Source organism: Pseudomonas sp. W2-17 (genome assembly GCF_041060445.1).
Lineage (GTDB): Bacteria > Pseudomonadota > Gammaproteobacteria > Pseudomonadales > Pseudomonadaceae > Aquipseudomonas.
In genome coordinates this window covers 125,878-140,942 of the sequence record NZ_JAUFNS010000016.1, presented here as the reverse complement: position 1 = coordinate 140,942, position 15,065 = coordinate 125,878, and the positions used below count along the sequence as shown (strand labels likewise).

The window sequence follows — 15,065 nt, the reverse complement described above, 5'->3', positions numbered from 1 at the left end:
TTTTAAATGACGGTGAAATCGGTGGACTGCAGGGTCACGCCGACCGACGTGGTGAAGGAGACAACGCCCTCCTCGTCCTCTTCAACGGACAGCAACAGAAACTCGCGACGATCCACCAGTCCGGTGTCCCGCGCGTACAACATGCTCAGGTGCTTGATGCGGTAGGCACCGTCAGGACTGATGACGTGCTCGTCTATGGGCGTGAGCTCGGTCTGGCCTTGTTCCGTGCCCCACTGACGACCGTACTCCCAGCCGTCATGCTCGAATACCGGCAGACCGACTTTGGACGCAGGCCCCACCAGACGCTTGAGCTCCGCCTCGCTGTTGATCGTCACGACGCTGCTGTAGCCGAACAGGATGATGTCCTGAACATCTTCAGCGGCAGGCCCGTTCATCATGACCTGCAGCCAGTAATCCTCGTCCTCGAAGTAGAAGCGCACCAGACGGACCGATTGCCCGAGGTCAACCTGACCCACCGCCCAGACCACTTCTTCGTCAGGGACCACCAGCTCCGAATGGCCGTCGAGCATCAGCTTGAGCGAGTCGTCGAGGTCGAGCATACGACCGGTCGCCAGCCCGAACGGATTAGCCAGGCTTGGATTGCCGAGACCGCCCGGTGGAGTGGGGGACTCCAGGCCTAACGCGCGTTTGATCCAGCTCATGTTTCATCTCCTTTGAATTCGCGCCGAGGCGATGTAAAAAATTTTTAAATTCACCGCGCCGGACCTCGCTCGAGAAGCCGCCGCGAGTGCATCAGCCAGGCCGTCACCATACCGGCAAGCGCGCCACACAGGTGTGACTCAATCGATACGCCCGGCACCGGAATGAACCCAAAAATCAATCCGCTGTAGCCCAACAGTGTCACCAGCGCAATCGCGAAGCTCGCCAGGCTGCGCTGGTACCACGCCCGGGCCAGCAAATACGCCCACAAGCCAAAGATAAGACCGCTGGCGCCCACATGGATGACCGGCCGGCCAACCACCCAGACCATCAGCCCGCCGAGTACAACTATGAGCAGCACCACACGGACGTAACGTTGAAGCCCCTCGGTCGCAACCAGCCAGCTCAGCACCACAAAAGGCAGCAGGTTGCTCAGCAGGTGACGGACAGAGCCATGGAGAAACGGGGAGAAAACGACGCCTTGGAGTCCTGATACCGTTCTGGGCACCAAGCCGTGGAACAGCAGGCTGTTGGCAGTCAGGGAGTTAACCATCTGCACGGCAATCATCACAGCGGCAAGGCAGAGTATCGTTCGTAGTCCATTTCCGATATTCATCTACACACCGCTGGAGCCCAAAAAACTGAAACCGAAAAAAGGCAGACGGAAATCCGGCTGCCTCTGTTTAACGGTGCTTATTGCCCAGCGTTACTGCTCTGGTTTTGCGCTTTCAAGCGGGCCAGCACGTCAGCCGCGCCGCCCGTTTTTGCGCCGATCCCGGCATCCTGAAGACGACGCTCCAGATCGCCGCCATTGGCAGCCTCGGTCAGCTCGTCGGCCGCTTCAAGCCTCGCGTCCTGCTCATCCTGACGCTGCTTGATACGGGCCAGCGAACCCACTGCGGTTTCGAGTCGGCCGTTGGCACCACCGGTTGCAGCAGCCGCGTTGATCTGCGCCTTTTGCACACTGTCGCGGGCCTTGGCCATATCGGTCTGCTGACGCAGGCCCTTGATCTGGCTTTCGGCCTTGATGACCTGTGCGGTCAACTTGGCAACGTGAACACCAAACTGGTCTGCAGCCAGTTTCTCTTGATCGCGCAGGGCCGTCAGTTCAGCCACTTTCTCGGCACATTCGAGTGCAAGGGCTTCTTCGCCTTTATTCATCGCTGCGAGGGCTTTCTGCTCCCAGTTGGCGATGTTCTTGTCGTGCTCTTCGACGCGTTGCAGCGAGAGCTTGTGCTTGGCTTTGATCTGAATCAGCTGGTTGCGCGCCGCAAGCATGGAGGCATCGGCGTCACGGATTTCCTGATCGAGGATTCGCAGTGCCTGAGCATCGACGATGGCTTCACCCACTTCGGAAGCCCCACCACGCAGCGCTGTAACCATTTTTTTCCAAAGGCTCATTGATGTGTCTCCCGATTACTGTGGATCAACTTTAAGAAAATCTTCATAGGCGTCGGCCGCATGAATCACGTTTTCTGCCAAGGTGAGCACTTCGTGGACGATGACCGTCAGCGAAGAAGCAGCGCTCAGTGCGCCAAACATGTTGTAGAAGGTTTCGCCGTTTGGCAGGGTCTCGATGCCGATCGACGACAGCGGGAAGAGCTCCCTGCTCCGCAGCACGGCGTCATTGAAAGCGGCCAGGTCTTTGACCTCAGAGGCATACACCAGTACCGAATCAACCAGGATCTGGTCGCCCGCGATGGCAATGATGATGGGCAAGCCGCCGAACTGGTTCATCACCAGGCTCAGACTCGGCTCGGCGCCGTGAATAAGGGTCAGTTTGATGTCTTCGTTCTTCACCACATCCAGTTCGGCGAATGCCGAGTGAAGTGTGTTGATCGTCCAATTGGTGTTGTCAGTCATGAATCCCTCCAGTTTGATCCGGTTACCCAAGTAGGGCTGGCGCAGCACTTTTTCGATGTCTCTCAGCACTTCCGCGTTTTCCGGAAGTACATACAGCTCTCGTTTCACGTACCCGGCAGCCGTCAGCCGAGCGCGCATTTCGCGCATGTAGTCGGTTGATGTTTTCCGAGCCATTGAGGTTTTTCCTGAACATCACATGTGATAGCAACGCACCCTACGCGCAAGCATCCCGATACGCAACTTCTCACATGTGATGACTTTGTGAATGAGGCAATGCCGGTGGTGACGCGCCGCGTTAGCCGGGCTTCGGATATATTCATCATCCCCATGGTCTGTAACCCCATGAACTCAGCCTTCCTCCCCTCCTGGCTCCGCCGCGCCCTGCGTCCACTGCTGGACCCATACCGCCGCTATCGCCATGCCCGCTACATTCACGCCGGCCGCATTGTGGTCGGACTGTTGGTGTCGATTCTTCTGACGACCGGCATTAATTTGCCCCACGGTGAATGGGCGTCGGTCACGATGCTGATCGTGATTGGCGGATTGCAGCACCACGGCAATATCGGCAAAAAGTCGGTGGAACGGGCCTACGGGACATTGATTGGTGCAGCGCTGGGGCTGGCAGTCGTGGCACAGGAAAGCTATCTGGGCATGCCGTTGCTGACCTACGTGATCATGTCGCTGATCTGCGGCTTCTTTGCGTATCACGCCATCGGCAAGGGCGGCTACACGGCGCTGCTGTCGGCGATCACCCTCTTTATCGTGGCGGGCCACGGTGATAACCCGATCACGGACGGGTTGTGGCGGACGGTGGATATCCTGATCGGCATCGCCCTCGCCCTGGCGTTTTCGTTCGCGCTGCCGCTGTACGCCGTGTATTCGTGGCGCTACAACCTGGCAAGTGGCCTGCGGGACTGTGCCCTGGCTTACGACCGCATCGCGAGCGGGCAATCCATCACTGCGGATGAGCACGTGAAGCTGACGGCACGGATGGGCGCGACGTTGTTGCAGCTGCGTTCGCTGATGCCGTCGGTGTCCAAGGAAGTGAAGATTTCGATCGTTGAGCTGGACGCTATTCAGAGCCACTACCGCATGTGCCTGAGCATCCTCGAGATTCTATCGAACCTGCGTCCGGCAGACGCCGGCAGTACAGGCGTGACGGCGGAGCAACGGCGGATCCGTCGCATGTTGATCGGCATGGCCCGCGCGCTGCAGACCGGTGCGACCGAGCGTTTGCAGCGGCCGACCGAGATTTTGACCGTTGGGCCCGACGTTCCAACCGCCTCGACCGAGATGCTCGGTTATCAGTTGATGACCCGCCAGTTCACGCAGAATCTCGAAAGCCTGCAGCAACGACTGGCGAAAACAGCGCCGGCGTGGAAGATCTGAACCCTGCCAGCGCTGTGATCACATATCGGCGGAGGATCAATACACCGGCGGAACAACCATCTCACGCGGTACCGGTGCCCGCAGGTAATTGGCGTTGTACTCGCGCTCCGGCAGCACGACTTGCGGTGTCTCGGTATCGCCGCGCGGGATCTGCTCCAGCAGGTGATGAATGCAGTTCAGGCGTGCACGTTTCTTGTCGTCGGCTTCGACGATCCACCAGGGCGCGACGTCGGTGTGGGAGCGGGTAAGCATTTCTTCCTTCGCGTTGGTGTAGGCCTCCCAGCGACGACGGGATTCGAGGTCCATCGGCGAAAGCTTCCACTGTTTCAGCGGGTCATGGATGCGCATCAGAAAGCGCCGGTATTGCTCGTCGTCGGTGATGGAGAACCAGTACTTGATCAGGATGATGCCCGAGCGCACCAGCATCTTCTCGAACTCGGGGACGGTGCGAAAGAACTCTTCGTACTCCTCGTCATTGCAGAACCCCATGACCCGCTCGACGCCGGCCCGGTTGTACCAACTGCGGTCAAACAGCACCATTTCGCCAGCGGCAGGCAGGTGTGCGACGTAGCGCTGGAAGTACCACTGCGTACGCTCGCGTTCACTCGGCGCGGTCAGTGCAGCCACGCGGCAGACCCGCGGGTTGAGCCGCTGAGTGATGCGCTTGATCGCACCGCCCTTGCCTGCCGCATCCCGGCCTTCGAACAGCACGACCACCTTGAGCTTCTGGCTCACCACCCAGTCCTGCAGTTTCACCAGCTCGCCTTGCAGGCGCAGCAGCTCACGGAAGTACAGGCGGCGATCAATCCCTTTGGGCACCTCCTCACCTAAGTCAGCCAACAGGCCATCCAGGCGCGCGTCGTCGTACTCCATTTCCAGTTCTTCGTCGAAGCTGTCGAGGATATCGGCCTGGATGTAGCGGGCGGTTTCGGAGAAATCCAGAGTCATGACGAGGCTCCCGGCGTGGATTCAAATGGGGTGGGGAGAGAATTTAGGCACGCCGGGGGTGACAGATGAATGACAAAAGCCTTACAGCGCGGAAAACTCCTACTGCCCCATCGTCCTCACCGACGGCTGACGCTGAATGACAGGCAGGGACAAACAGCCATGGGTAAAACCAACTGGGCTGGACGTTCAGGTTGAGATCAGACGCTGACCGTCTCGACGGTAATTTGGCGGTGGGCGTTGAATGGCGCGACGAGGGTTTCATCGGCTTGCGCGGCGGTGATCAACGTCCACTCGCGCTCTATCGGCGTCCAGTGTTGTTGTCGTGCGCGACCAAGCTTGTCGGCATCGGCAAGGACAAACACCTGCGCCGCGCGCTTGATGATGCATTCCTTCAGATAAGCCTGTTGGTCGCTGGCTTCGCACAAGCCGAATTCGGCGACCACACCGTCAGCGCCCAGAAACGCCTTGTCAACGCTGAGACGGCTAAGGGTCAATTCCGCCAGCGGGCCCAGCGTGCTCATGCTCGAACCTCTGAGGTCGCCACCGATCAGTGTCAGGCGGATTCCCGGAGCGTTCGCCAACGTCATGACGGCTATCAGGTTGTTGGTCACCACATGCACGTTCTGTCGGGACGAAAGATGGAGCGCCAGCGCAGCGCACGTCGTTCCGCCATCAAGGAGTACCGTGTCGCCGTCCTCGATGTGCAACGCAGCCGCCTGCGCAATGGCGTTTTTCTGGTCGCGCTGAGTCGCTTTGCGCTCCTCAAGAGAGGCCTCGGGCTCGTGCACCCCGATCAACGCCGTGGCTCCGCCATGGGTCCGCACCAAATGTCGCTGCTTGGCCAACATGGTCAGATCGCGACGCACAGTCGCCTCCGACACACCGAGGGCGGCACTCAATTGCTCGACATTGGTGTCACGGGCGCGAACCAGTTCGAGGATGGCGCGGTGACGGTCGTTGGCTTTCATGGGCGGCCTCGTTGCAGGAAGGCCGCTGATCTTACACGACCCGACCCGGTCACCTCATCCTCGCCGGGTGGCCAGCTCCGCGCCCTGGCGCAGCGCCTCGAGCATGCTGCGCTCATCCGCGATGCCCTTGCCGGCAATATCGAACGCCGTGCCATGGTCGACCGAGGTGCGGATGACTTCAAGGCCGACGGTGACGTTAACGCCTGCTTCAAGGCCCAGCACTTTGACCGGGCCATGGCCTTGATCGTGGTACATCGCAACCACCAGATCAAAATCCCCGCGCCCTGCTCGGAAAAACAGTGTGTCCGCAGGCAGAGGACCCGTAACGTCCAGGCCTTTGTCCTGCAGGACCTTGACGGCGGGAATGATCTTTTCCTCTTCTTCGCCGTAACCGAACAGGCCATTTTCCCCGGCATGGGGATTGATGCCGCAGACCCCGATACGGGGCCGTTCAATACCCGCCTTGACCAGGGTCGCGTTACCTCTCTCGATCGTTCGCTGAACCAGGCCCGGTTCGATTTTGCGAATGGCATCGATGATGCCCATGTGCGTCGTGACATGAATAACGCGCAGCTGCGGTGCCACCAGCATCATCGACACTTCGTCGACATGGGTGAGGTGCGCCAGCATTTCGGTATGGCCTGGGTATTTGTGACCGCCTGCGTGCAGCGCTTCTTTGTTGAGCGGCGCCGTGCAAATGGCGTCAATCTGCCGGGCTTCGGCCAGCTCGACGGCACGCGCGATGAAACGGTATGCACCGTCGCCGGCAATTGGCGACAGCTGACCGAACGGCAGGTCGGCCGGGATCAGGTTCAAATCGATGCAATCAATCGTGCCCGGCTCGTATTGAGCCTCGGACGCCTCGTTGATGCGGCGGACCTTTGCGGTGCCATTGACGATAGTGTTGGCGAGCTCCAGACGTCCGGCATCGCCGATGACCAGCGGCCGGCATTGCTGATAGACCACGTCGTGGTTCAGGCTCTTGACGATGACTTCCGGGCCGACGCCGCTGGCGTCGCCCATGGTGATGCCGATGATGGGCAGATAGTGGCTCATGATGTTTTACCTAGTAGCGCAGGATTCGTGACAGTGCCCGCGCCGTACTGCGCAGACTCGATTGCGTTATTCAAATGCAGCCAGGCTGCGTACAGGGCGTGCTCCGTGCCGAAGGCGCCGGCTTTGGTCACCACGCCGGGACGGCGCCCCGCCAGCGGAGTGATGGGACGCCCGAACGCAACGCCCGCTTCGACCTCACAAATAAGCTGCAGGCTGCCGATCCCCACGGCGCTGAGCATGGCGCGGGCGGTTTCGCCGCCAGTGGCGATAACGCCACCCACCTGTGCGAAGTTCGAACGAACCAGCGCTGCCAGTCCAGTCGACAGGTGCGCCCCTTCCGCCGGATCGAACGCCTCGTCGCGCCCGATACGCAGCAACAGGTCATCGCCCTGGTTCAAGCATTCGCCTATCTGTGCTTCCCAACGTTCCCAATCGACGTGTTTCTTGCCTTGGCGCAGCACCGGAGGCGGGACAACAAGGTCATTTATTCCGGTGCGCTCCTTGAGCATTGCGCACTGGCGCTCGGAAATCCCGGACAGGCTGCCAACCAGCACCAGCGTCGGTGCGTATTTTTCGTGTTCGCCGGGTGCGTGCAGGCTTGCTCCGGAGATGAAGCCCGGCAGCAAGGCGATTTCCCGAGCCAGGCCACCCGAGCCCACCCAGAACATCGCTTGCTCCAACTGCGAGGTTACGACGGACAGGATTTTCAGGTCCTCAGTGGTCACCGCATCGACGATCAGTGCCTGCGTCTCACTGTTCGCAACCTCTCCAATGTGTCGAGCGAGCGCAGCAACATCACCCCGCAACACTGACAGGGTCAGCCTCGCTACCCGCAGCCCGGCGCTTTCCAGCATCAAGGTGAGGTCCGCAGAGCGGTCTGCGTGCTCAAGCTTCCACGTTTCAGTGGTTTCCAGCGCAAGGCCATTGACCAGAACCTGGCCGTCAACGGTGGTACGGCCTGTGGTTGGAAATGCCGGAGCGATGATCGCCAGTCCCGCCCTTGCCTGAAGTGCAGCCACCTCCGCAGCCCAGTTACCGCGCAACGTCGAGTCGATCTTTTTGTACAGTTTTTGTCCGGGAGCAAGCAGCGACTGGTATGCCTCCAGTGTTCGCTGACCTGCCTGAGCACCCGACAGGCGCCGCGTGTCGGTGTCTATAGCCACCACACTGGCGTCGCCGGTGTCATGGGTCGCATCGAGCGTGACCACCGTGTTATGCCCGGCACTGGCAAAAGCGATCGCGCAATCCGCCGCCCCTGAAAGGTCATCGGCGATGATTAGCAATGTCATCGAACAACCTCCCGCTGCGCTGTTGCCTCTGTCTGAGGCCGGGGATGACGAGCGCTGTAGCGCTTGGCAATGGCTGCGGTGAGAACGGGCGACAAGACAGCCGTTACTACCACACAGGCTGCAACCAGCAGCGTCGCGGAGTTCGCGGCTTCGGTGTAAATCGGGTTCGCGGCAGCCACAAGCGCGGGAACCGCCGCCGCATTACCGGCGGTGTTAGCGGCCGCCACCCCAGCGACACCGGTGCCGCCCGATAACCTGTCGGCGAAATACAGCGGAATACCGGTCACTACGACGACTGCCAGCCCAAGACCAATGCCCAACAAACCGGCCTGCCAGACCTTGTGCAAATCGAGACTGGCGCCCAATGCCAAGGCAAAGAACGGAATCATCACCGGCACCGCCCTGGCCAGAAAGTCACGCATCTCGCGGTCCAGATTTCCCAACAGCATGCCCAGCAGGAGCGGAAGAATTGCCCCGACCAGCGTCGGCCAGGGGAAGGCTGCCAGGCCTGCAACCCCCAACGTCACCATGGTCAGAAAAGGACCGGACTCAAGCGACATGACCGAATACGCACCTACATCTTCGGAGCGCCCGTATTGGCCCATCAACGCCATATACAATCCACCGTTGGTGTCGTTCATCGCGGCAACCACCGCTAACGTCGACAGCCCGGCAAAGACGCCAGAGGTGATGGGCTGCTCGCCCAGGAAGTGGCCCATGATCACGCCGATGACAATAGCGGTGCCGACCTTGGTGGCGAACAGCACTCCCCCCTTTTTCAGCAGATAGGGCGTCGCCTTGATGTCGATGCTTGCGCCCATGCACACGTAAAACACCGCCAGTATGGGCAACGAGCCGGTGAACAGCGCATTGGTGAACGACCCGAAAAACTTGGGCATGTCGGGCAAAAACGTCGCGACAAGCGAGCCGATGAGCAGCGGCACGATCATCATCCCGCCCGGCACCCGCTCGATAGTACGTTTGATTGGAAATTGGGCCACAGGGAGCACTCCTTATTTTTATAGGGTGAGGCTGCAACAAGCCTGATTGAGCGAAACGATCATAATATTGATCGATTCGCTCAAATTAGCTTACCCAATCACCGCCTAATGCGCAAACCAATCATTTTTGCGATCGATATGAGCATCGGGCCGCATTACCCGACAGCTGCTGGGAAGGCCGTATGCAATGAAGTTGCGTGGGATGTTTTGAATATCGCCCGATTACCAGCGGAATCTCCTAACATGCCCCGCTTGCCGAAGGAGATCCCCCTTGCCTGACACCCGCACCCCAGCGCTCGACGACATCGACCGCAAACTGATCGCTGCGCTGCAAATCAATGCCCGGGAACCGGTCGCCAATCTGGCTCGGCAATTGGGCATCGCGCGCACCACCGTGACCTCGCGACTGGCGCGCCTGGAAAAAGCCAAAGTCATTACCGGTTATGGCGTGCGTCTGGGTCAGCGGCTGGTGGACGGCGGGCTGCAGGCGTATGTCGGGATCACCGTGCAGCCTCGCTCCGGCAAGGAAGTGTTACGGCGGCTGAGTGCGCTCGCCCAGGTGCAACAGTTGTGCGCAGTGAGTGGCGAATTCGATTACGTGGCGTGGCTGCGCACGGACTCGCCAGCGCAGCTGGATCAGATGCTTGATCTGATCGGCAGTGTCGACGGCGTCGAGAAGACCACCACGTCGATCATCCTGAGCAGCAAGATTGACCGCGGCCAGCCGTCCTGACGTGCCATTTCCGACAATATGACGAAAAGCTCCGTCACTTTGCTGGTATTCTCGACACAACGACGGCACTCTGCTTCTTATTTACGTCCCAACTGTTATCTAGACTTGTCCACTTTCGCGCCTCAGTCGAACAAGGTCAGTCATGAAGAATAATCGCCACCCCGCCAACGGAAAGAAACCGATCACGATTTTCGGCCCGGACTTCCCGTTCGCCTTCGATGACTGGATCGAACATCCTGCGGGCCTTGGTAGCATTCCTACGGAAAACCTTGGCAAAGAGGTGGCGATTGTCGGCGCAGGCATTGCCGGGCTGGTGGCGGCTTATGAGCTGATGAAGCTGGGTCTCAAGCCCGTCGTTTATGAGGCCTCCAAAATGGGCGGCCGTCTGCGTTCGCAGCAATTCGAAGGCGCTGAAGGCATCATCGCCGAGCTGGGCGGCATGCGCTTCCCGGTGTCCTCCACCGCTTTTTATCACTACGTCGACAAGCTCGGCCTGGAATCCAAGCCCTTCCCCAATCCGCTGACGGCTGCGTCGGGCAGCACAGTGATTGATCTGGAAGGCAGCACCCACTACGCACAGAAACTGTCGGACTTGCCCGCGCTGTTTCAGGAAGTCGCCGACGCCTGGGCCGATGCGCTGGAGGACGGCTCGCAGTTCGCTGACATTCAGCAAGCCATCCGCGACCGCGACGTCCCTCGGCTGAAGGAGTTGTGGAACAAGCTGGTGCCGTTGTGGGACGACCGCACGTTCTATGATTTCGTCGCCACGTCCAAAGCCTTCGCCAAACTGTCGTTCTATCACCGCGAAGTGTTTGGTCAGGTCGGTTTTGGCACCGGTGGCTGGGACTCGGACTTCCCGAACTCGATGCTGGAGATCTTCCGCGTGGTCATGACCAACTGCGACGATCACCAGCACCTGATCGTCGGCGGCGTCGCGCAAGTCCCTATCGGCATCTGGCGCCACGCCCCCGAACGTTGCGCGCACTGGCCAGAAGGCACCAGCCTGTCGACACTGCACCGGGGCGCCCCGCGCACGGGCGTCAAGGGCATCAGCCGCGCCGCCAACGGCCAGTTCGCAGTCACCGACAATCTGGGCGATGTCCGCCATTACGACGCGGTTCTGGCTACGTGCCAGACTTGGTTGCTGACCACCCAGATCGAGTGCGAAGAATCGCTGTTCTCGCAGAAGATGTGGATGGCGCTGGACCGCACGCGCTACATGCAGGCGTCGAAAACCTTCGTCATGGTCGACCGGCCGTTCTGGAAGGACAAAGACCCGGAGACTGGCCGCGACCTGATGAGCATGACCCTGACTGATCGCCTGACCCGGGGCACTTATCTGTTCGACAACGGCACCTATTCCAACGGCGTCGAGAAGCCGGGGGTGATTTGCCTGTCTTACTCGTGGATGAGTGACGCGCTGAAAATGCTGCCGCACCCTGTGGAAAAACGCGTCAGCCTGGCGCTCGGCGCGCTGAAAAAGATCTACCCGAAGGTCGATATCGCCGCGCGCGTCATCGGAGACCCTATCACCGTGTCGTGGGAATCCGACCCACACTTCCTCGGCGCTTTCAAAGGCGCGCTGCCGGGCCACTACCGCTACAACCAGCGGATGTACGCGCACTTCATGCAGAAAGACATGCCTGACGAGCAACGGGGCATTTTCATCGCCGGTGACGATGTGTCCTGGACACCCGCCTGGGTCGAAGGCGCCGTGCAGACCTCGCTGAATGCGGTGTGGGGCATCATGACCCACTTCGGCGGCAAGACTCACGCCGAGAACCCGGGTCCGGGTGACGTGTTCCACGAAATCGGCCCGATCGTTTTGCCGGAATAAGGAAGTCACTATGCGCGTCGCCCTCTACCAATGCCCGCCGCTGCCGCTGGACGTCAGCGCCAACCTCATGCGCTTGGAAGCTCAGGCGATCGAAGCATCGGCGCAGGGGGCGAAGCTGCTGGTCTTCCCGGAGATGTTTCTCAGTGGGTACAACATTGGCGCCCAGGCCGCGCGCGAGTTGGCGCAAGCAAGCAACGGCACGGCTGCGCTGAAGATTGCCGAGATCGCTCAAGCCACGGGCGTCGCGATTCTGTACGGCTACCCGGAGTTGAGCGGCGACGATCAGATTTACAACGCGGTGCAGCTGATCGACGCGCAAGGTGTGCGGCTCTGCAATTACCGTAAGACCCATCTGTACGGCGAGCTGGACAACGCGATGTTCAGCGCAGGCGATGAGCACTTTCCAGTGGTGGAATTCGAAGGCTGGAAACTCGGCTTTTTAATCTGCTACGACGTCGAGTTTCCCGAGAACACGCGGCGTCTGGCCCTGGCCGGCGCTGACCTGATCCTTGTACCCACTGCAAACATGGCGCCCTACGATTTCGTCGCGGAAGTCACCGTGCGCGCCCGCGCCTTCGAGAACCAGTGCTACCTCGTTTACGCCAATTACTGCGGCAGTGAGGGCGAGATCCATTACTGCGGATTGAGCAGCATCTGCGCGCCGGGCGGTCGCCAAATCGGTCTCGCCGCTCAGGATGAGGCCTTGGTGATCGCGGTTCTGGATCGTGAATCGATGAGCGAATCTCAGGCGATCAATACGTATTTCAAGGATCGCCGACCGGGGTTCTATTCCGGTCTGGGTAAACCGTGAAGTAATCCTCCTGCGTCGTCACTGCGCACGTTCCACACCTGCACGCCCTTTATCCGCTAGCATGGCCGCTCAGTCATCAAACCTCACAAGCGCCATGCCCAACCCCATCAGCCAACGATCCCTGACCCTGCCCAATGGCCTGAACGTGGTGCTTGTTTCGGCCCCACGTTTGAAGCGTTGCGCGGCGGCATTGCGGGTGGCGGCAGGCAGTCATAATGTTTCAACCCGCTGGCCGGGGCTGGCGCATTTCCTTGAGCATCTGTTTTTTCTCGGCACCGAGCGCTTTGCGGATGACGAAAAGCTGATGGCGTTCGTGCAGCGTCACGGCGGGCAAGTGAACGCCAGCACACGCGAGCGCACCACCGACTTTTTCTTCGAGCTGCCGCGCGCCGTGTTCCCCGACGGTCTCGAGCGGCTGTGCGAAATGCTCGCCCATCCGCGCATGACGATTGCCGATCAGTTGCGGGAGAGAGAGGTCTTGCACGCCGAATTCATCGCCTGGTCGCGGGACGATGCCTCCCGTGACCTGCTCAAACGCCTGCAGCCTTTGTCAGCCCTGCATCCGCTACGCGGGTTTCATGCAGGGAATCGCTTCAGCCTTCCAGTGCCGCGTCAGGCGTTTCAGGATGCGCTGCAGGATTTCTACCAAAGGTTCTATCAGGCCGGACAGATGACGTTGAGTCTGGCGGGGCGTCAATCGCTGAATGAACTGGAACAATTGGCCACGCAGTTTGGCGGGTATTTCGCTCAAGGTATTCGGGTTGAGCAACAGCGTCCGCCTGCGCTGCTCACTGATGCACCGAAGCCAATCGCCGAACCTGACCATCGTCGAATGCATCTGACGTTCGCGTGCGAAGGCTTACCGGCCGGGCAGGAACAGGCCGCTGCGTTTCTCCGCACCTGGATGAATGACGGGCAACCGGGCGGGCTGGTGGCGGAGCTGCGTGACCGAGGCTTGATTGAGTCGCTGAAAGCCGAGGTCATGTATGAGTTTGGCGGCCAGGCAGTCATCGACACTGAGGTCGCATTGGCCGCGAAGACACCCGAGGCGTCATCGCGCGTGTCAGCAATGGTGTTCAGCTGGCTCGCCTTTTTCAAATTCCATTACCGCCCGTTGCTGGAAGAATACGCGCGGCTGGAACAGCGGCGCCTGGCCGTCAGCAGTGCGCTGTCGCTGGCGCGGTATTTCAGCGCTGAGCCTGATGAGGCGGGTCTGTCGATAGACGCGGTAGATGCGCTGCTGAACAAACTTACGCCATCGACGCTGTTGCAGGCAGAGGCCGAGTCCCCGCCGTACGACACCTCAAACGTCGGTTGGCGCCTGCCAGAACCCAATCCATTTCTGAAAATGACAACGCCAGCCACTGCGCCAACCTCGCACTTGCCTGCGCTGACATTCAGCGACGCGCTGTCAGACAACGGCGAGGCCGCGCTGTACCTGCGATGGGCGCTTGCAACCGCGCAACCAACGCTTGCACGAATGCTGGAAGAAAGCTTGAAACCACTGGCTGCTCAAGCCAACCAAGCGGGTGTCACGCTGGCGTTCAGTTCTTACGGCAGGTTCTGGCAGTTAAAAGTCTCCGGTTTGACGGAACCGTTGCCCGCCGTGCTGGAACAGGCGCTGAGTCTGCTCGTCCAGCCGGATGCGCAGACCCTGGCGCGCTACAGTGCGCCGGCTAATGAACCGGCCCTCATCCCGATACGTCAGCTGTTGAAAACCTTACCTGATCATTATTTGAACAACTCAGTCACCGAGCAGACTGACAATCTGCAGCGCGTCTGGGCAGAGACGTCCTGGACGGGGTTTGCCACGGGCTTCACACCCTCAGCGCGAAACCTGTTGAGCCACGCCGCTCGGCTCATCCCCGGTCTCCCCGAGCTTCCAGCACACGCAACCACCCCGGCCTCAGGCACACGCTGGGAAATCGAACCGTCGGAATCTTCCGAAACTGGGCTGCTGATCTTCTACCCAACGCCCTCCCACTCTCTCGACGACGAAGCCACATGGCGACTGTTCGCACACCTGATGCAGGCCCCGTTCTACCAGCGCCTACGGGTCGAGTTGCAGTTGGGTTACGCCGTTTTCAGCGGTTTCCAACAGATCGCAGGGCATGGCGGCCTGTTGTTTGGCGTGCAATCGCCCAGTGCGAGCGCGGAACAACTCGTTGCGCATGTCGAGGCGTTCATTAAGAGTCTGCCGACACTGATCAATGCTGCAGACTTACCCGCGCAGGTAAAAATCCTGCAGGATCAGCTCGAAACCGCTGACATGGAGCACCCGCAAGCAGCCGAGCTGCTCTGGCACGCGTATCTGGCAGGCCACGGCAGCGACTACGGCGCCCGCCTGCAACATTCGCTTGCACATCTTCAGCAAGCTGCTTTGCTGGAAGCCGCTCATCGGCTGGCACATCCGGACAGCGCCCGGCTGTGCCTGTCGAACCGACCTGGCCCGTTCTAGCCCGCCCCGGCCGCGGCCCTCAAACAGCTGATCATTGCCCGTTGTGCAAGGA

General features: G+C 60.2%; 14 protein-coding genes. 5 read left to right on the top strand and 9 right to left on the bottom strand.

The features are described from left to right. Positions 1-2: 2 nt before the first annotated feature. From QWI20_RS19895 to QWI20_RS19880, 4 genes are all read right to left on the bottom strand, one after another. Positions 3-662 (bottom strand): DUF2491 family protein, encoded by a 660-nt coding sequence (locus tag QWI20_RS19895; protein ID WP_369306892.1) that lies wholly within the window; start codon positions 660-662, stop codon positions 3-5. A gap of 50 nt (positions 663-712) precedes the next feature. Next, a complete protein-coding gene (locus QWI20_RS19890) occupies positions 713-1,276 on the bottom strand; it encodes a rhomboid family intramembrane serine protease (RefSeq protein ID WP_369306891.1) in 564 nt (187 codons plus the stop codon). A 77-nt stretch (positions 1,277-1,353) separates the two neighbouring features. Continuing rightward, positions 1,354-2,061, bottom strand: a complete 708-nt coding sequence (locus QWI20_RS19885) for a PspA/IM30 family protein (protein ID WP_369306890.1) — start codon at positions 2,059-2,061, stop codon at positions 1,354-1,356. A gap of 15 nt (positions 2,062-2,076) precedes the next feature. Beyond that, positions 2,077-2,697 (bottom strand): YjfI family protein, encoded by a 621-nt coding sequence (locus tag QWI20_RS19880; protein WP_369306889.1) that lies wholly within the window; start codon positions 2,695-2,697, stop codon positions 2,077-2,079. 168 nt (positions 2,698-2,865) lie between these two features. Between QWI20_RS19880 and QWI20_RS19875 the strand changes: the two genes are divergently transcribed. After that, positions 2,866-3,912 carry an FUSC family protein gene (locus tag QWI20_RS19875; RefSeq protein WP_369306888.1) on the top strand — a complete coding sequence of 349 codons (1,047 nt, stop codon included), beginning with the start codon at positions 2,866-2,868 and terminating at the stop codon, positions 3,910-3,912. A 36-nt stretch (positions 3,913-3,948) separates the two neighbouring features. Here the strand turns inward: QWI20_RS19875 and ppk2 are convergent, their stop codons facing one another. The 5 genes from ppk2 to QWI20_RS19850 form a co-directional block, all read right to left on the bottom strand. Then, positions 3,949-4,854 (bottom strand): polyphosphate kinase 2, encoded by a 906-nt coding sequence (gene ppk2, locus QWI20_RS19870; protein ID WP_244655959.1) that lies wholly within the window; start codon positions 4,852-4,854, stop codon positions 3,949-3,951. A gap of 203 nt (positions 4,855-5,057) precedes the next feature. After that, positions 5,058-5,828 (bottom strand): DeoR/GlpR family DNA-binding transcription regulator, encoded by a 771-nt coding sequence (locus QWI20_RS19865; protein ID WP_369306887.1) that lies wholly within the window; start codon positions 5,826-5,828, stop codon positions 5,058-5,060. A 54-nt stretch (positions 5,829-5,882) separates the two neighbouring features. After that, positions 5,883-6,884, bottom strand: coding sequence for a 4-hydroxythreonine-4-phosphate dehydrogenase PdxA (gene pdxA, locus QWI20_RS19860; RefSeq protein WP_369306886.1), 1,002 nt, complete (start codon positions 6,882-6,884; stop codon positions 5,883-5,885). Further along, a complete protein-coding gene (locus tag QWI20_RS19855; protein ID WP_369306885.1) occupies positions 6,881-8,173 on the bottom strand; it encodes a four-carbon acid sugar kinase family protein in 1,293 nt (430 codons plus the stop codon). Before QWI20_RS19855 ends, pdxA begins: the two co-directional genes overlap by 4 nt. Continuing rightward, entirely contained in the window at positions 8,170-9,174 is a 1,005-nt protein-coding gene (locus QWI20_RS19850) for a 2-keto-3-deoxygluconate permease (protein WP_369306884.1), read from the bottom strand. Before QWI20_RS19850 ends, QWI20_RS19855 begins: the two co-directional genes overlap by 4 nt. 271 nt (positions 9,175-9,445) lie before the next feature. Between QWI20_RS19850 and QWI20_RS19845 the strand changes: the two genes are divergently transcribed. The 4 genes from QWI20_RS19845 (at position 9,446) to pqqF (ending at position 15,013) form a co-directional block, all read left to right on the top strand. Beyond that, positions 9,446-9,907 carry an Lrp/AsnC family transcriptional regulator gene (locus QWI20_RS19845; RefSeq protein WP_369306883.1) on the top strand — a complete coding sequence of 154 codons (462 nt, stop codon included), beginning with the start codon at positions 9,446-9,448 and terminating at the stop codon, positions 9,905-9,907. 142 nt (positions 9,908-10,049) lie between these two features. Further along, positions 10,050-11,744: a flavin monoamine oxidase family protein gene (locus QWI20_RS19840; RefSeq protein ID WP_369306882.1), complete on the top strand. Its 1,695-nt coding sequence runs from the start codon at positions 10,050-10,052 to the stop codon at positions 11,742-11,744. Between the two features lie 10 nt (positions 11,745-11,754). Further along, complete coding sequence (locus tag QWI20_RS19835) at positions 11,755-12,555, top strand: carbon-nitrogen hydrolase family protein (protein WP_369306881.1); 801 nt, start codon at positions 11,755-11,757, stop codon at positions 12,553-12,555. A gap of 94 nt (positions 12,556-12,649) precedes the next feature. After that, positions 12,650-15,013 carry a pyrroloquinoline quinone biosynthesis protein PqqF gene (gene pqqF, locus QWI20_RS19830; RefSeq protein WP_369306879.1) on the top strand — a complete coding sequence of 788 codons (2,364 nt, stop codon included), beginning with the start codon at positions 12,650-12,652 and terminating at the stop codon, positions 15,011-15,013. Positions 15,014-15,065 lie beyond the last annotated feature (52 nt).